We start from the raw sequence: 17,202 nt of genomic DNA on the forward strand, positions 1-17,202 counted from the left end.
CAGACGGTCCTTTTTTTACATTTGTAAGCCAGTGTTATTTAGAACTTAGCACCGCTGCTGGGTTGAGCTTACTCGCACGAGAAGCTGGATACCAAGTCGCCAACAAGCTAAGCACTATAGCTGTGATTGACACGAACGCGACATCTAATGGCTCAATTTGCGACGGCAAGAAATCAACAAAGTAGATATCACCAGATAAAAACTTATGACCAATCAGGTTTTCTAGAGCAGAAATCATTGGGGTCAGATTAAGCGAAACAAGCACACCGATGATACTGCCGACAATGCTACCCAAAGCACCGGAGAAAACGCCTTGCCAAACAAAGATACGCTTAACAAGGCCATCACTTGCCCCCATCGTACGCAGAATAGCGATCTCAGCTGCGCGATCTTTTACTGCCATCATCAGCGTAGAGACAATGTTAAAGCTTGCGACACCAATCACCAGCACCATCACTAAATACATAATGGTTCGTACTAGCTGAATATCACGATAAAGGAAGCCATATTTCTGCTGCCAACTGCGCAAGTAGACATACACACTTAGAGTATTGCCTGCTTCTCTTACAATCTGTGTTGCCTCTAAAACATCCGTAACTTTAACCGCAACGCCACTCACACCTTGCCCCAACTTGGCGTAGCTTTGTGCATCAGCCAGTGGAATCAGCGCTAAGTTATGATCAATCTGACCATTCAATGTTAATAGGCCAGCGACCTTGACTCGTACTCGCTTAGGCGCTTGAACCTTTGTGGTCGCCCCACCGGTAGGAATCATCAAGGTTAGGTAATCACCCTTTTTAACACCCAGCAGATCCGCAACACCCTTACCTAAAATGGCTTGTTGTTCACCAGCCTTAAAGGATGCCCATACACTTGGGTCAATAAAGTCACTTAAACTCGATACTCGCCCTTCTTGTTCAGGGTCGATACCTCTAACTTCAATCGCTTTGAGCTGTGCGCCCTTTTCAGCTAAAGCCGTAAGCTTAACGTAAGGGGCTGCTGCTTCGATCTTTGGGTGTTTTTCCGCTTGGGTAACAACCTGTTGCCATTCAACAAGCGGCCCTCTTACACCTTCGAACTCACCGTGGGAGATAACCGACAATACTCGATTATTCAGTTCGCGCTCGAAACCATTCATTGCTGATAAGCCAATGATGATCACCGCGACACCAACAGCAATACCAATCGTTGATGACATCGAGATAAACGACACCATTTTGTTACGCTGCTTGCCGCGGCTAAAACGGCGAGCAATAAAGTGAGATAGTGAAGAGAACACCTACGCCCCCTCAATATTCAGCAGTAACCCATCTTGCATGTGCAGTTGACGGTTCATTTTCGCTGCCAACTCACCATCATGCGTGACCACTAGAAACGCGGTTTGCGACTCTTGGTTTAATTCACGCATCAGATCATAAATAGCCAGCGCGGTCTTATGATCTAAATTACCAGTCGGCTCATCAGCCAGAACCAGTGCTGGATTATTAACCAACGCACGAGCAATAGCGACACGCTGACGTTCACCGCCAGACAGTTCTGATGGACGGTGGTCCAAACGATGAGTCAATCCAACTTTATCAAGCAGTGCCTTAGCGGCCTGTTTAGCAGCAGCGACTTTAGTACCACCAATCAGAAGCGGCATCGCCACATTTTCGACTGCACTAAAGTCAGATAGCAGATGGTGAAACTGATAAACGAAGCCTAAATGCTGATTACGTAGTTTCGCTTGTTTGTTTGAACTCAGTTTAGATAAGTCTTGATCGAGAAACGTCACATGCCCTTCTGTCGCTTCATCGAGCGCTCCAAGAATATGCAATAAAGTACTTTTACCAGAGCCCGAGCTACCAATAATTGAGGCAAGTTCAGCACGCTGAAGTCCAAAACTCACGCCCTTTAATACTTGAGTATCAAACGCCCCCTCTCGATACGTTTTACAAACGTTATGACACTGTAGAAGGTTACTCATATCTCAAAGCCTCGGCTGGTTTTACAGAAGATGCGCGGTAAGACGGGAATAGCGTTGCAATCAGGCTCAGCGCAATCGCCATAACCACAACAATTGTAATTTGGATTGGGTTAATCAACACGGGCAGTTCTCCGCCAACAGAAAACAGCGCAACACCAGCCGCTTCTAAAATCGCATTTAAGTTGCTTGCTAACGCGATCCCAAGAGCGCCACCAATTACAGCCCCTATCACGCCACTACTGGCACCTTGTACCATAAAAATAGCCAGCACTTGTCTGTCACTCATACCCTGGGTTTTCAAGATAGCGACTTCCGACTGTTTTTCCATCACAACCATAATCAGCGCCGAGATAATATTGAAAGCTGCAACGCCAATGATTAGGCCAAGCATAAGACCCATCATGTTCTTTTCCATTCGTACGGCTTGAAACAGTTCGCCACGTTGGTCACGCCAATCTTGCCATTTCCAACCCTGAGGTAAAGGTTGTTCACTTAAATCAGCTACCACAAATGGGTCATTAAAGAACAAGCGCCAACCTGTCATGGTATCTGGCTTTAATCGCATCAGTTTCCCAGCGTCTTGAATGTGCGTCAGCATTAACTGTCCATCAACATCCGAGCCAGTATTGTAGATGCCCGCTACGGTAAATAGTCGCTGGCTTGGAATACGACCGAAAGGCGTAAACTGACTTGCACTGGTCACCATCAGTCGAACTTTATCACCAATGGATACATTTAAAGATCGCGCTAAGGTGTGACCAATAAAAATCTGGTATTTACCCGCTTGAAGGTTCTCTAATCTGCCCGCGATAAGGTGCTCTTCAATAGGGTCATGTTCAGACGGCTTAATGCCAATCAGTAGTCCCGCGCTTAATTGACTTGCGCTTTGCAATACCGCTTCGCTTTGAACAATCGGTTCGGGATGCCCGGCATCAGACAGTTGGCGAATAAACTCAGGGGCTTGTTCTAAGCGCTCCGTCTTACCATCGGCTTGGGACACAATCGCTTGTGGAAGAACACCTAAAATTCGACCTTTAAGCTGAGCTTCAAAGCCATTCATGACGGACAAAACCGTAACTAGGGACATCACACCGATCGTGATACCCGCTGTCGACATATAAGAGACAAAACGGCTAAACCTATCACCGGAGCGCCCTCTTAAGTAGCGCAACCCAATAAAGGTTGAGACTGGATGAAACATAGTAGAAACCAAAGCTAGAGTCTTTAGACCTAATTAATGAGGTTACTCTACCGATTAAATCGACTTGGGTGTAGTGTTTAATTGCCAATTAGTCGTTAAATTATGTAATAAACAAAGGGATACCTTGATTCCTTGCCACGTATAACGATAATCAAAACTATATAAAGAAGGAATCGAGCATGTCAGACCAAGAATTTTTCACCGTCAACCACACAATGACGGTGAATGTTGAACCATTAGCGGAAAGTGAACAGTTTCCAAGCTATGACAACTTTGAAGGTGAAATTCCTGCGCCTTTCATCGTTGCGAGTGAATTTAGCCACTTAGACATGCTTAACGACAGTGCACGCGCAGAGCTGAAAAACAATGACTTCAAGCACGTAATTCAATTGCTTGATACGCAAAACTCTAAGCTCAACCTACTGTTAACGTTTATGCTTTCACAGCAAGATGATCCATCACTGCGCCATCAAACCCATTCATTTGGTGCTAGCCAATTCAGTTACTACAGTCAGCGCGCTATCGATATTGAGACAAAAGTTCGAGTTAAACTGTTTCTAGAGCACCCTGCGGCAGCCATTTATTGCTATGGACAGATTGTTCACATCGAAGACCAAGACGACCAAAAACTCATTACTGTTAAATACAATTTGCTCAGAGATCTCGACCAAGATCTCCTGATCAAAGCGGCTCTTTTCCAGCAACAAAAGTTACTACGTCAGCGTTCGCTTAACCGCGAGAAATAATCAAATACTATGCCTAACACATCTTTATTTAATCTCGTCGGTGCCCAAGGTGCTGGAGACAAGAAACAGATCGGAAATCTACATGGAGCAAGCTTAGCTATCGCTATTTCAGAGCTTGCTGCAAACCATGGTGCACACACATTACTTGCGGTTCCCGATCCTCAGACTGCATTAAAGCTATTGCAGGAAATCGAACAATTCACAACCCAAGAAGTATCACTGTTCCCTGATTGGGAAACGCTGCCTTACGACAGTTTCTCTCCACACCAAGAGATTATCTCTGATCGTATTTCACGTCTTTACCAGCTGCCGACTCAAACCAGCGGTATTACTATCGTCCCGGTGGGAACCCTACTTCAGCGTCAATCCCCACGTGACTACTTAATGCAGCATACGCTGATGGTTAAAGTGGGCGATCTTTTCTCGCTTGAGAAACTGCGTATTCAACTCGAAAAGTCAGGCTATCGACATGTTGACCAAGTATTTGGTCCCGGAGAGTATGCGAGTCGCGGCTCTATTCTTGATTTGTTCCCAATGGGTTCGAAAGACCCTTTCCGTATTGATTTCTTCGATGACGAGATTGATACCATCCGCACGTTTGACCCAGAGAACCAACGCTCAATTGAGGATACGAAAGAAATTCGACTGCTTCCTGCACACGAATTCCCAACGTCAGAAAGTGCTATTGAAGACTTCCGAATCCGTTGGCGTCAGCGTTTCGAAGCGCGTAGAGAACCAGAATCAGTTTACATGCAAGTTTCAAAAGGCACATGGCCTGCAGGCATTGAATACTGGCAGCCGCTGTTTTTTGAGCAAACCGAAACCTTATTTGATTACATTCCTGAAGACAGCCAGTTGCTGACGGTTGGCAATATCGAAGAGTCGATCGATACCTTCTTAACGGACGTCGACTACCGCTACGATCAGCGTAAAGTTGATCCATTACGTCCGCTATTGCCGCCAGAAGAACTATGGTTAAAGAAAGACCAGCTCTTTAGCCACTTTAAACAGCTACCTCAAGTACAGCTGTTTGTTAAACCAGTAGCAGAAAAACAAGGTCGCAGTAACCCAGACTTATCACCGCTACCTGATCTCACTGTTCAGCACCAAAATAAAGAACCGATGGCGGCGCTGCGTCAGTTCAGCGAGTCATTTTCCGGCAAGATCGTTTTCTCTGTAGAGTCAGAAGGCCGACGCGAAGCACTTCTAGAACTACTGCAAAGAATCAAATTACGTCCGGAAGAATTTAGCTGTTTAGAGCAAGCCATCAATAGCGCGAATAAGTTTAGTCTCGTACTCGGCGCGGCCGAGCATGGCTTTATTTTCGGCAGCGACCAAGTCGCCTTTATCTGTGAAAGCGATTTCCTTGGTGACCGCGTAATCCAACGCAGACGTAAAGATCGCAAAGCAACCAATAGCGATGCGGTTATTCGTAACCTCGCCGAGCTTCAACCAGGTCAACCTGTGGTGCATATCGACCACGGCATTGGTCGTTATATTGGTCTGCAAACCCTCGAAGCAGGCGGAATGGTCACAGAGTACGTGACTCTGGAGTATCAAAATGAGGCCAAACTGTATGTACCCGTCGCCTCTTTAAATCTTATCAGCCGTTACTCTGGTGGCGCTGAAGATGGTGCTCCTATCCATAAACTCGGTGGCGAAGCTTGGGCTAAGGCTCGTCGTAAAGCAGCGGAAAAAGTTCGTGATGTTGCGGCAGAGCTGCTTGATGTGTACGCCAAGCGTGAACTTAAGCCTGGTTACAAGTTTGAGTTGGATCGTGATCAATACGCAACCTTCAAAGCAGGCTTCCCATTTGAAGAGACCGATGACCAATCAATGGCGATTAACGCGGTTATGTCGGACATGTGCCAAGCGAAAGCGATGGATCGTCTGGTGTGTGGTGATGTGGGCTTTGGTAAAACAGAAGTAGCAATGCGCGCTGCGTTTGTTGCCACTGATAACGGTAAGCAAGTCGCTGTATTAGTCCCGACAACCCTACTCGCTCAACAGCATTTTGAAAACTTCCGCGACAGGTTTGCCAACTTACCTATCCGAGTAGAAGTGCTTTCTCGCTTTAAAACGGCCAAGGAACAAAAGCAAGTTTTACAAGATATCGAAGAAGGTAAAGTCGACCTAGTCGTAGGTACCCATAAGCTACTGTCGAATGACATCAAGTTTAAAGATTTAGGACTACTTATTGTCGATGAAGAGCACCGCTTCGGTGTTCGCCAAAAAGAGAAGATGAAAGCGATGCGCGCCGACGTCGACATCTTAACTCTAACCGCGACACCGATTCCTAGAACCTTGAATATGGCGATGAGTGGTATGCGAGACTTATCCATTATCGCTACACCACCAGCAAGACGTTTAGCAATTAAGACCTTTGTTCGCCAAAGTGACGACGCTGTGGTTCGCGAAGCGGTATTGCGTGAGATCATGCGTGGTGGTCAAGTCTACTTCCTGCACAATCAAGTTGAAACCATCGAAAAAGTTGCTGCAGACCTAGAAAAACTTGTTCCTGAAGCGCGAGTGACCGTCGCCCATGGTCAAATGCGTGAGCGTGAATTAGAACGCATCATGAACGACTTCTACCACCAGCGATTCAACCTACTGGTTTGTACCACAATTATTGAAACGGGTATCGATGTTCCAACCGCTAACACCATCATCATGGATCGTGCCGATAACCTAGGTCTGGCACAGTTACACCAACTTCGTGGCCGCGTGGGTCGTTCACACCACCAAGCATACGCTTACTTGATGACACCGCATCCAAAGGCTATGACTAAAGATGCGATTAAACGTCTCGATGCAATCGCCTCATTAGAGGACTTAGGCGCGGGCTTTACCTTGGCCACCCATGATCTAGAGATTCGTGGTGCAGGTGAATTGTTAGGCGACGAGCAAAGTGGTCAGATTCAATCGGTCGGCTTTACTCTTTATATGGAAATGTTAGAGCAAGCAGTAGAAGCATTGAAAGAAGGTAAAGAGCCTTCACTGGATGAGCTACTGCGTGACCAAACCGAAGTCGAGATGCGCCTACCTGCTCTATTACCTGATGACTATATCCCAGATATCAATACGCGCTTATCTATGTATAAACAGATTGCTAGCGTTAGCAATGAACAAGAGCTAGGCGAGCTGAAGATTGAGCTTATCGACCGATTTGGCTTATTGCCTGACGCAACGAAGAATTTGCTTTCTGTCGCTCAATTAAAATTAGAAGCCGCCGCACTGAAAGTGAAAAAAATCGAAGCTCACGACAAAGGTGGCTTTGTCGAATTCTATCCAGATGCTGACATTAACCCTATGTATTTGGTTAAACTATTGCAATCTCAGCCACAAAAATTCGCAATGGATGGACCAACTAAGTTCAAGTTTACGATACCATTGGTTGATAGACGCAAACGCATACAATTTGTTAATGATATACTGGGCGAGTTCCAGCAAAATCTATTACCAAAAGCCTGATTGTTCAAAATATTTAATTTGAGGCACCAAGTGCCTCTTGATGGAGTTGTAATGAAAAAACTGATCCCGCTGTTGCTATTGTTAGTTGCCATGCCCTCTATGGCGCAGCGCCAATTCGATATCGAAGTGATCATTTTTAAGCGTGCCGTCGACGCAGAGAAAACAGCTGAGTCATGGCCAAAGGACTTACCTAAAATCGATCTTGAACGTGCTGGCTCTTTCTCTGATACCAATTACCGCTCGAAGAAGGGAGTACAAATGCTGCCTTATTCTGCGTATAAGCTAAATGGTGAAGTCGAAAAGCTAAAACGTCACGCTGGCTTTCAAGTATTGATGCACAAAGCTTGGCGTCAAGGCGATCAAGGTCGCTTTGGTGCACCAACGTTTCACATCCAAGCTGGCAAAGATTTTTCAAACAAGTTTAATCCAAATGGCTCAATGATTGGTAGCAACACTGGCACTCAAGCAATTGAAGGGATTCAAGAAGAGTCGATTCCTAAGCCGCTTTATGAGCTAGATGGTAAATTGCAGATCTACGTTGAGCATTATTTGTATGCAGACGTTGAGCTAGACCTTAAAGAACCAAGCGTTCGTGACGTAATTATTGAGGAAAACAAACCGGAAGTCCTCGATCAGCAACTCAACGGCGATGACCAAGTGGTGCAGGTTGGTTTAATGGAAGATGTCACACCAACAGTGCGTACCGAAGAATTCCTAAAAAGCTACCGCTTAGACCAGAAGCGTCGTATGCGCAGTACAGAAACTCACTACTTAGATCACCCACTTCTTGGCATGATCATTCAAGTACGCCGAGTTAATCAATAAAGGCCTGAGCCCTCACTTGAGGGCTTTATTTTTATGACGCCTAGCTATCAAATCATCACAAAAGATCTTAATTTACGCTTAATCGATGGTGAAGAGGCGGAGATTTTACGCGATTGCGTACGTCACTCCCCTAGCCTCCATCGATGGATTGATTGGTGCCAACCAGACTTCTCAACCGATGATGCGGAACAGTTCATCCTTGCTACCCGACTCAACTGGGTCAAAGCACAAGCGTATGGTTTCGGTGTATTTTGCCGTCACTCAGAACAATTCCTGGGAATGGTTGCGATTAATGAGATATACCACAACTTCAACATGGCAAGTGTTGGTTACTGGATTGGCGATGAGCATCAAGGACAGGGACACGCAAGTAAGGCCGTTAACGCCTTAGTTGAATTTTGCTTCGATGTGCTAAAACTTACCCGTATCGAGATTGTCTGCGACCCCGATAATCAGGCAAGTCAGAAATTGATTGAAAGATGCGGCGGCAAGTTCGAATCACGCGCAGAAAACCGTTTTCTCTACGATGGAAAACCTAAAACAGGCTTTGTTTACTCCATCATTCCTAAATAAAAAGAGCCACAATAAAAAAGAGCGCACCAGCGCTCTTTTTTGCCTTCGATTCAAGCCAAGTATCAGTGTAACTTGAGGTTAGGGCGAAGTACTCGGTTAATGCGTCCCATCAGGATAATCAAACCCGTTTTGAACATACCATGCAAAGCCATCTGATGTAGGCGGTACAGCGAGATATACACCACGCGAGCAATACGACCTTCAACCATCATTGATCCCTTAGTTAGGTTACCCATCAGGCTACCTACCGTAGAGAAACGGCTTAAAGAGACTAACGAACCCTTATCTTTGTAGACATAAGGTTTCATGTCGCGTCCGTTTAGCTTAGCCACGATGTTAGAAAATGCGCAGCTCGACATCTGGTGTGCAGCTTGAGCACGAGGCGGCACGAATGAACCGTCCGCTTGAGTGCACTGAGCCAAATCACCAATTACGAAAATATCATCATCACGAGTGGTTTGCAGCGTATCTTTAACCACTAACTGGTTAATGCGGTTAGTCTCTAGACCTGCAATATCTTTAATGAAGTCTGGAGCCTTAATCCCTGCAGCCCATACCATAATTTGTGCCGGGATCTTCTCACCATCTTTGGTTACCAAGCCATCTTTATCCGCCTGCGTCACCATAGTGGCAGTACGAACATTAACGCCAAGCTTTGTCAGCTCTTGGTGTGCTGCACCGGAAATACGTGGCGGCAGTGCTGGAAGAATACGCTCCCCCGCTTCAACAAGGTTTACGTTTAGTTTACTTGAATCAAGATCACCAAAACCATAGGTACGCAGTTCTTTCACTGCATTGTGAAGTTCCGCTGAAAGCTCTACACCTGTAGCACCCGCACCAACGATCGCAATATCTACCGTACCGTTACCATTTTTTGCGTGCAGTTTTAGGAACTCATTGTTCATTTCCGTACGGAAGCGATGAGCCTGCTCAGGGCTATCTAGGAAGATACAGTTATCTCGAACACCTGGAGTGTTAAAGTCATTCGATGTTGAACCGATCGACATGACCAAAATGTCGTAATCAAGTTCACGACTTGGCATAAGTAGTTCGCCGTTTGCATCTTTCAGCTCACGCAGCTTAATCACTTTACGTTCACGGTCGATGTCTTCAAGGCTACCCATTTGGAAGTCGAAGTGGTGGTTTTTAGCATGAGCGCGGTAGCTCAGAGCATCCACACCCTCATCAAGAGACCCTGTTGCTACTTCGTGTAAAAGTGGTTTCCATAGATGGCTCGCTTTACGGTCAACCAAAGTCACCTTTGCACGACCTTTGCGGCCTAATGTACGGCCAAGTTTAGTCACAAGCTCAAGGCCGCCTGCGCCGCCGCCTACTACGATAATTCGTGTCACAGCTACATTCCTCAAAAAAGTTAATAAATGTGTTTCAATATGGCTAAAAACCACATCGATAAAATTTGGTTCTTTTTTATTCAGCTCGCTTCCATTGCCAGAAAGCACACTGGTAGAGGTGTTGTTCGAAATACGACACGCTATTGGGTAATAAAGCCTTATGGCTAAGTACTAATCTGCAACAAGATCAGTTAATGATGGGTAAGTTTTTCACTCACTCTCAATTTTTTTTGATATTTATCAAAAAATTTATAGTGAACTCATTATATAGGGCAAAATACGTTGCGCAACTAAAGAATGCGCTAATCTCATTTAAAGTTGTAAGGATTTTGACTGGATTGAACAATAAAAAAGCGACGTTAATAAATTACGTCGCTTTCACTACTCTATTCGGAGAAACACTCACTAAGCGTTTTTAAACGCCTTCATCGTTTGAAGGTGCTGGGAAATTTTCTTAAATTTATGAGTCTGGGTCTCATCCCAAATAATGTCGTAGTAATCTTCTAATTCAGCAGCTGTTTTGCTGTTATCGTGAATCTCATCTTCTTTAGAGAGAATCACTAAACAGCGGCCTTTGTTTTTGGTTCGGAACTCAGAAACACATTTGGTCGCGATATCTTCGTACTCCTCAGGACGGTCAATACGACCTTCCATATTACGCGCTGGGCACAAGTTAGGGTTAAAGATAACTTGCTTAATACCGCATAAAAAACCAATTCTTTCGGACCAGTAACCACCAAGTCCTACCCCACAGATGATCGGCGCTTTGTCGTCTGATTGCTCAATCACTTTATGCACTTCTTTCAGAAGATGCTGCATGTCGTGCTTAGGGTGAAGCGTGCTGTAGTTAATAAAACGCACATCGTCATCAATAAACTGCAGTTGAAGCACTTTTTCGTGATTGCCTGGGCTTGTTGAATCAAAACCGTGTAAATAAATAATCATCGTATAATCCCCCGATCCTTATGAGCTTAATCTACCACGAAAAATAAGGTTTAAAAGCAACAGACTAGAGTTAACCTCTACCGATGCATCAAACAGTGATCTTAGCTACAAAATGCTTGTTGAAGCTTTTCGGCTTGGGTTAAATATTGTTCATCTCCCCATAACTGATAGGCCAACAAGTACCATAACATCGCCATCATGGTCGCTCTGGGTTTCCAAGCCAATACACCTTCAACCCAATCATCTACCCCTTCAATACCACGTAATTGACAGTATCGATATACGGCCTCTAAAGGCTTCTCATCCATCACATCGATGCTAAGCGTAAGATCTAGGCGTGGATCCGCCAAAGCAGCGTATTCCCAATCAATCACTTTGTTGCCCTGCTCTGTCTTCACCATGTTATAACCTGCTAAGTCAAAGTGGCACAGAGATAAGCCTACATCGGCCAAATTGGGAGCGGTACGCCAACGATTGTAGATTTCAGCATACGCTGACACTTTGTGCTCATCGGATAGCAACATCCAGTAATGGTCGACTCGGGCTGTGTAGTTAAATGGTGCGAGAGGAAGACGCTGAGTATCAAAATCGTGAATTTTAATCATGGTCTGGAGTAGCGCATCAAAGCTCAAACTGTCAGTCAATGAGGCTCCCTCTATCCAGTCGACAAGCAGACCTTGGTCATTGATATGAATAGCTGCGGGAGAGAAATGGCTTTGCTCAATCGCCGAAAGGATTTGATATTCTTGAAAGCGTGAAATTGAAAACGCTTTGGTGATATGCGTTGCTGGACGCCACACGTAAGACTTGTCGTCTGTAGTAACGATTTTCCAGCAACGATTGGTGAGCCCTCCGGTCAGCGTCTGCGCATAGTCCGGAGGAATAGAGAAAAAGTGATCTAACGACAATAACGAACGATCAAGGTGACAAGCTTCGTTCCAAGACATCCTCGCCATAGCTCACTCCTTCTCTAACTCATTATAGGCCTAAGAAGCTCTTAGACTCTTGCTTACGAATTTCTGTTTCATCCGCCCATTCAATCAGACCTGTTTCTAGATCCATTAAGCGCATCGTCATCTTGTAGTAAACGTCTTTGTCACTACCAGCGTTTTTGGCAATGCTTGATAGGTTACCGTAAAGCATGTATTGAGCACCGACCATCTTACCAAACTGAATTGCTGTGCTCTGATTAACAAGCTCATCGTTATTTTGGAAGTTCAGTTGATCGCGAACAGACTCTACACGATCCATATCAACAAAGCGGAACTTCCCAGAGTTAAGCATTTTAGTGCTGATGCTGTCTGTAATCGATTCAGTATCAATGTGTTCACTGGTTTTATTCTTGATTCGTTCTACAAAAACAATCGGACGTGAGTCGCGTGTGATGGCAGCCACTGAGCCTGACATCATCATGCTATCAACCATCTCACCAGCAATTTTTTGCAAGTCTGTTGAACCAAAGTCGATTGTGGTTGTTTCAACGGCTTGAGCGTCCCCGTAGCTCACTTGGTTTGAACAACCGCCCAATACAACCGCTAAACCAAGTAATGCAATTACACTTTTTTTCATTGTTGGTTCCTTAAAATTTCCTTTGTTACTACTTAATTAGTTATCTAGCTGACGAATCTGAACGCGGAACTGAGTTCCATTTGGGTTGATCGACACTTCCGAAATCGAAATTTCTTCAGTACCTCGAACAATTGCTTGTCTCCATGGACTTAGCTTGTTATTCACTTCTAAGCCTTGGTCGTCATACCAATAGAAGCGATACTGTACGTGCTGGTCACCGGTATATTGGCTAACAAGTCGTACGACACCACGTGCTCTGCCATCAACTTCCGTCGTTGAAATATCGTCGATTTTCAAACGACCGGCTAATACGTTGTCACCAAAAATGACCGTTTGAGACGCACCATCAATACGCAACCCTGCAGTATTGTCAGCACAGCCAACGATAGCCAATACTGTTACTAATGAAATAAGCCATTTTTTCATCGTATGTTTCCTAACTGTTTGTGCCAAATCGTGGCATTGTTTCCTTGACGTGAGAGCCAAACCAACACTGTTCGCCCTGACTCCACGTTAAATGTATAGGGTTGTCCGTTGAGCAATATACTCTGTTTACCAGGTTCAACGATCGCACTCGAACTGTAAATCTCGCTTGGAAGCGTCAGCCAACTGCGAGTGTCAGGTTGTTCTGTCAACGTATTCCAGACATTAAACAACAAATTCCCAACATCATCGCCCTGTGCAGCCTCTTTTCTTAATCGGTCTTTAGCCCAGACTCTTAAGCCTTGCCTAATAATAATGTTAGGAATTCGCTCTGAGAGGTCTTGCTTCGCCATCAAGTTCACATCAGTTAGCATATCAGCAGAAAGCGTATCACGGTTAAGAGATAATGAACCAAAGTCTTGCTCATGCTTTTCTGCGTAGTAGGGCAATGAAATGCTATACCAAGCCCCATTCCCCCTACTGTCATGTAAGGGTAAAGTGAGTGTCCAACCTTGCATTGCCTCAACAACACCACGCTCATCGATCACAATAACACGGCTTTTGCCATCAGCAAGATAGCTCGCCTTGCCGTAACGTTTTTCTAGTTTTATCAGGTCTTCTTGCATACCTAAACGCTTAGCAACACGTTTCGTACCTTCAATGACTTGCTGATTATCAGGCATTACCGCTAATGCGCGTCGATAATCAACGTAAGCACTGTTTAAGTCTTTATCTGCTTCATATAACAACGCTGACAGGTACAGCAAATAGCCATTTTGAACAGCCTGCAATTTTTGGCCCGCATCTGGATAATTAGACAAGATACTCCCTAAATTGGGCGTTAAGCCCTGCTGCTCCATTTGATTTTGAGCCGCCTCTAGCTCCTTTTCCCTATCCTTACGTGCTTGCTCTTGAACTTGGTTGGCTTTACGCATCTCAATCAATGCACCTTCTAGATCGTTTTCTTTAAGGTAATTAAGCCCTAGATAAAGGTGCAAGAAGCCCAGTTCATAATCAGCAGGATGATACGTTTTTAAATTGTCATTAACGGCTAAAGCACCAACGCTCATCGCACTTTCCGAAAGCGAAACTGTTGCTTGATCTTGCTGAGTTCGAACAGCTCGATCACTCTCATCAAACGCAGATTTACTCTCTGTATATTGCTGGTTGAGTAAATAGACTCGACCTTTTTCAAAGTTATCTAGAATATCTCCCGCAACTTGTTCAGGTAGTAAGGTCTTAGCTTGTTGGTAGTCTCCGCTTCTCACCTTTTGATGCAGTTCGTTGTTTTGTGCGCTGTAGTGGCTAAATAGATTGCCTGCAGATAAATTGGCGCATGCAGAAAGCACGAATGAACTGCCGATGACGAATGCAAGTCGAATGTGTTTTTGCACTTGGTATTCCATAGTTGTAAGTAAGAGCGCCGCGAGACTCGCCGCACTCTAAATTTGTCCTTGCTTAAGACAATGCGAGAGCGAATTTGTTCGATATGCCTTTGAGAAAGACTAGCTCATTAACATTGGACCTAGCGGACGACCGCCAACAAGATGCATATGAATATGGTAAACCTCTTGGCCACCATGAGAGTTACAGTTAACGATCAGACGGTACCCATCTTCGTCGATACCCTCTTCTTTCGCTAACTTTCGTGCGACCGTAAACATACGACCCATAACTAGCTCGTCCTCTTCTTTGATCTCATTGACCGTCGGAATAAGCTTATTTGGGATGATCAAAATGTGACTTGGCGCGCGTGGATTGATGTCTCGGAATGCAGTGACTAGGTCATCTTGATAAACAACATCTGCCGGAATTTCTTTACGAATGATTTTACTGAAAATGGTTTCTTCTGCCATGAAGCGCTCCATCGATACGGTTTTAATAATTGAATTGATTCGAGTATGCGCCAAGCTTCGCAAAATCACAATAAAAAACAGTGTTCGTTTGTTATAACAGCGTGTCGTAGGAAACATCCTACTAAATTTGTATTGTGCGTCATAAAATGCGTGTCTCGTTATTAATACAATGAGCATCTTTTTGTTAATTTCTTACTAAAATATAAATAAGGGAGAGATCCATGAAGGGCTCAGTGATAAAGCGTATGTACGCTGGCTTTGCATTGATCATAATAATGTTCGTCATCACTACGTTGATGATGATGCGAGGAATGCAGCAGATACACCAGAATTTCGAAGGCGTATCTAACACTTCACTACCATTAGTTTCACAATCTAACCAAACGAGTGTAGCGCTACTTTCTGCCGATAAATTGTTCAAAGATTTTTTGACCACTCAAAGCTTCGAGCGTATGGACCAACTATCGGGCCAATATGAAGAAGTAAAACAAACCTATAACCAACAGCTATTAAAGTTAGAGCAAGTCAGTTCAAATTACCCTGAGCTCACTGAGTCGATTGTTCAGCTTAAAGAGATGGAAGTAAATTACTTCACTGAAGCTAAGCAAGCGATGGAAAACTACCGTGCGATGTTTGTCGCCCAAGCTCAGGTACAAAAGTCAACTCGTCAATTCCAACGACTGCACTCTGAACTGAGTTTAGGCATGAAAGAGTATGTCGATGATCAAAGTAGTATCTCAGTAAAAGTGATGGCTAAAAGCTATTTCATCAAGTTAAAAGATGCTGAGATGATCACCTCTGATGCGCTCGCAAGTAGTGACACAGAGTTCGTCGCTAAAGCTGTGGCCAAAAACAAGAAAGCGGTGACTCACCTCAACTACGCTTACCGCGGCTTAACCAGCCAGATGCCCGAGATTAAAAAAGCGTTCGATGAATCAGTTCAACAGTTTACGATAGACGTTGGTAAAAAAGGCGGTGTGCTTGACCAACATAGCGCCTACCTACAAGCAAAAGATGCGCTGTATGCCAATATCGCAAACCTAACCCAGCAAGTTGACGCGACCAGCGAATTGCTTGCTTCATTCAGCGCAGTGGCGCAACAAGAACTTAACGCCTCACTAAACGAAGCAGGTGAAGTATACGAGCAAGGCGTCATTCGCTCTGTTTCTATTGGGGCGATTGTGATCTTTATGGCGCTCGCTATCGGTTACCATATTGCTCAAAGTGTACGTGAACCTTTAACTCGTATTCTTCGTACTCTTGAATCGCTCACTGAAGGCGATATGACGCAGCGTATCGACATTCGTTACAACAACGAATTCAGCCGTGTTAGTCACCATATCAACTCACTCGCGGACAACTTACATGGAATATTGGTCGAACTAAATGATGCCTCAGACAACCTGACCAAAACGGCGTCAACCAACCAATCAACGTCTTCTCAGACTCAATCGCAATTAAGCCAACAACGTGAACAGACCGCAAACGTGGCGACAGCGATGACTGAAATGGCTCACTCTGTACAAGAGGTCGCACAAAGTGCTCAGAATTCTCAGACTATGGTCGAAAAAGTCGAAATCGCTTCGGAGTCAGGTCGACAGATTATGGGGACCAATATCTCGACGATTAATCAGCTTGAAACCCGTCTGAATCAATCGGTTGATGCGGTAAAAGACCTGCAAGCAATGAGCAGTCAAATCGGTAGTATTTTAGACGTTATTCGTAATATCGCTGAACAGACCAATCTTCTCGCGCTTAACGCTGCAATTGAAGCAGCTCGTGCCGGTGAACAAGGTCGCGGATTTGCGGTTGTTGCAGATGAAGTCCGCGTACTTGCACAGCGCACGACAGAATCGACGTCAGAAATTGAAAATATGATCAGTAACCTTCAAAGCAGCTCGAGCTCGGCCAACAAGGTCATTCAAAGCTGTAAAGACGATATGGAACTGTCAGTCGCGCAAGCTTCTAGTGCCAACAGTGCTATGGAAGAGATTCAGGGGCTAATCATGGAAATCAGCCAAATGAGTGGCCACATTTCTCATGCTGCAGCGGAGCAAAGCGAAACCACTAGCGAAATTGCCCGCAATATTGAAGAGATTAACCTGATTGCCGATGCCAGCTATCAAGCAATGGCAGAGATAGCTCAAACCAGCTCTAACCTCTCTTCATTAGCAAACCAACAAGGTACCTTGGTACATCGCTTTAAGTTATAGTTAAGTCAGAAAACGGTAATTAATTGAGTTTGGGCGACTATTTACTATAGTCGCCCTTGTTT

At 44.8% G+C, this 17,202-nt stretch carries 15 protein-coding genes; 5 read left to right on the forward strand and 10 right to left on the reverse strand.

Annotated elements, in window-relative coordinates:
- Positions 1–34: 34 nt before the first annotated feature.
- From lolE to lolC, 3 genes are read right to left on the reverse strand one after another with little or no spacing between them, the layout of a single operon-like run.
- Positions 35–1,279 carry a lipoprotein-releasing ABC transporter permease subunit LolE gene (gene lolE, locus ACU01J_RS00225; RefSeq protein WP_481083902.1) on the reverse strand — a complete coding sequence of 415 codons (1,245 nt, stop codon included), beginning with the start codon at positions 1,277–1,279 and terminating at the stop codon, positions 35–37.
- Complete coding sequence (gene lolD, locus ACU01J_RS00230; RefSeq protein ID WP_481083903.1) at positions 1,280–1,966, reverse strand: lipoprotein-releasing ABC transporter ATP-binding protein LolD; 687 nt, start codon at positions 1,964–1,966, stop codon at positions 1,280–1,282.
- Complete coding sequence (lolC, locus tag ACU01J_RS00235) at positions 1,959–3,167, reverse strand: lipoprotein-releasing ABC transporter permease subunit LolC (RefSeq protein ID WP_481083904.1); 1,209 nt, start codon at positions 3,165–3,167, stop codon at positions 1,959–1,961. Before lolC ends, lolD begins: the two co-directional genes overlap by 8 nt.
- A gap of 179 nt (positions 3,168–3,346) precedes the next feature.
- On the opposite strand from lolC, the gene ACU01J_RS00240 reads away from it, so the two are divergent.
- Genes ACU01J_RS00240 through ACU01J_RS00255 form a run of 4 tightly spaced genes read left to right on the forward strand, consistent with a single transcriptional unit; the run spans position 3,347 to position 8,782 of the window.
- Positions 3,347–3,913 (forward strand): PilZ domain-containing protein, encoded by a 567-nt coding sequence (locus ACU01J_RS00240; RefSeq protein ID WP_481083905.1) that lies wholly within the window; start codon positions 3,347–3,349, stop codon positions 3,911–3,913.
- A gap of 9 nt (positions 3,914–3,922) precedes the next feature.
- Complete coding sequence (gene mfd, locus ACU01J_RS00245) at positions 3,923–7,384, forward strand: transcription-repair coupling factor (RefSeq protein WP_481083906.1); 3,462 nt, start codon at positions 3,923–3,925, stop codon at positions 7,382–7,384.
- 51 nt (positions 7,385–7,435) lie between these two features.
- Entirely contained in the window at positions 7,436–8,209 is a 774-nt protein-coding gene (locus ACU01J_RS00250; protein WP_481083907.1) for a peptidoglycan binding protein CsiV, read from the forward strand.
- Positions 8,210–8,242: 33 nt separating this feature from the next.
- On the forward strand, positions 8,243–8,782 hold the full coding sequence (locus ACU01J_RS00255; protein ID WP_481083908.1) for a GNAT family N-acetyltransferase: 540 nt from the start codon (positions 8,243–8,245) through the stop codon (positions 8,780–8,782).
- A 62-nt stretch (positions 8,783–8,844) separates the two neighbouring features.
- On the opposite strand, the gene ACU01J_RS00260 is transcribed toward ACU01J_RS00255, so the two are convergent.
- From ACU01J_RS00260 to hinT, 7 genes are all read right to left on the reverse strand, one after another.
- On the reverse strand, positions 8,845–10,134 hold the full coding sequence (locus ACU01J_RS00260; protein WP_481083909.1) for an NAD(P)/FAD-dependent oxidoreductase: 1,290 nt from the start codon (positions 10,132–10,134) through the stop codon (positions 8,845–8,847).
- 405 nt (positions 10,135–10,539) lie between these two features.
- A complete protein-coding gene (ycfP, locus tag ACU01J_RS00265) occupies positions 10,540–11,079 on the reverse strand; it encodes an alpha/beta hydrolase YcfP (protein ID WP_481083910.1) in 540 nt (179 codons plus the stop codon).
- A 101-nt stretch (positions 11,080–11,180) separates the two neighbouring features.
- Positions 11,181–12,035, reverse strand: a complete 855-nt coding sequence (locus ACU01J_RS00270; RefSeq protein WP_481083911.1) for a phosphotransferase — start codon at positions 12,033–12,035, stop codon at positions 11,181–11,183.
- 22 nt (positions 12,036–12,057) lie between these two features.
- Entirely contained in the window at positions 12,058–12,648 is a 591-nt protein-coding gene (gene lpoB, locus ACU01J_RS00275) for a penicillin-binding protein activator LpoB (RefSeq protein ID WP_053438204.1), read from the reverse strand.
- Positions 12,649–12,684: 36 nt separating this feature from the next.
- On the reverse strand, positions 12,685–13,074 hold the full coding sequence (locus tag ACU01J_RS00280; RefSeq protein ID WP_134833813.1) for a YcfL family putative periplasmic lipoprotein: 390 nt from the start codon (positions 13,072–13,074) through the stop codon (positions 12,685–12,687).
- Complete coding sequence (locus ACU01J_RS00285; RefSeq protein ID WP_481083912.1) at positions 13,071–14,465, reverse strand: COG3014 family protein; 1,395 nt, start codon at positions 14,463–14,465, stop codon at positions 13,071–13,073. Before ACU01J_RS00285 ends, ACU01J_RS00280 begins: the two co-directional genes overlap by 4 nt.
- A gap of 111 nt (positions 14,466–14,576) precedes the next feature.
- Positions 14,577–14,927 carry a purine nucleoside phosphoramidase gene (gene hinT, locus ACU01J_RS00290; protein ID WP_481083913.1) on the reverse strand — a complete coding sequence of 117 codons (351 nt, stop codon included), beginning with the start codon at positions 14,925–14,927 and terminating at the stop codon, positions 14,577–14,579.
- 221 nt (positions 14,928–15,148) lie between these two features.
- On the opposite strand from hinT, the gene ACU01J_RS00295 reads away from it, so the two are divergent.
- Positions 15,149–17,140 carry a methyl-accepting chemotaxis protein gene (locus ACU01J_RS00295; RefSeq protein ID WP_481083914.1) on the forward strand — a complete coding sequence of 664 codons (1,992 nt, stop codon included), beginning with the start codon at positions 15,149–15,151 and terminating at the stop codon, positions 17,138–17,140.
- The last annotated feature ends 62 nt before the right edge of the window (positions 17,141–17,202 follow it).

It is taken from the genome of Vibrio sp. 2433-A1 (assembly GCF_056726085.1).

Coding starts and splice junctions, on each gene's coding strand:
- lolD (WP_481083903.1), bottom strand. CDS start 1,966: ATGAGTAACCTTCTACAGTGTCATAACGTTTGTAAAACGTATCGAGAG.
- lolC (WP_481083904.1), bottom strand. CDS start 3,167: ATGTTTCATCCAGTCTCAACCTTTATTGGGTTGCGCTACTTAAGAGGG.
- ACU01J_RS00240 (WP_481083905.1), top strand. CDS start 3,347: ATGTCAGACCAAGAATTTTTCACCGTCAACCACACAATGACGGTGAAT.
- mfd (WP_481083906.1), top strand. CDS start 3,923: ATGCCTAACACATCTTTATTTAATCTCGTCGGTGCCCAAGGTGCTGGA.
- ACU01J_RS00250 (WP_481083907.1), top strand. CDS start 7,436: ATGAAAAAACTGATCCCGCTGTTGCTATTGTTAGTTGCCATGCCCTCT.
- ACU01J_RS00255 (WP_481083908.1), top strand. CDS start 8,243: ATGACGCCTAGCTATCAAATCATCACAAAAGATCTTAATTTACGCTTA.
- ycfP (WP_481083910.1), bottom strand. CDS start 11,079: ATGATTATTTATTTACACGGTTTTGATTCAACAAGCCCAGGCAATCAC.
- ACU01J_RS00270 (WP_481083911.1), bottom strand. CDS start 12,035: ATGGCGAGGATGTCTTGGAACGAAGCTTGTCACCTTGATCGTTCGTTA.
- lpoB (WP_053438204.1), bottom strand. CDS start 12,648: ATGAAAAAAAGTGTAATTGCATTACTTGGTTTAGCGGTTGTATTGGGC.
- ACU01J_RS00280 (WP_134833813.1), bottom strand. CDS start 13,074: ATGAAAAAATGGCTTATTTCATTAGTAACAGTATTGGCTATCGTTGGC.
- hinT (WP_481083913.1), bottom strand. CDS start 14,927: ATGGCAGAAGAAACCATTTTCAGTAAAATCATTCGTAAAGAAATTCCG.
- ACU01J_RS00295 (WP_481083914.1), top strand. CDS start 15,149: ATGAAGGGCTCAGTGATAAAGCGTATGTACGCTGGCTTTGCATTGATC.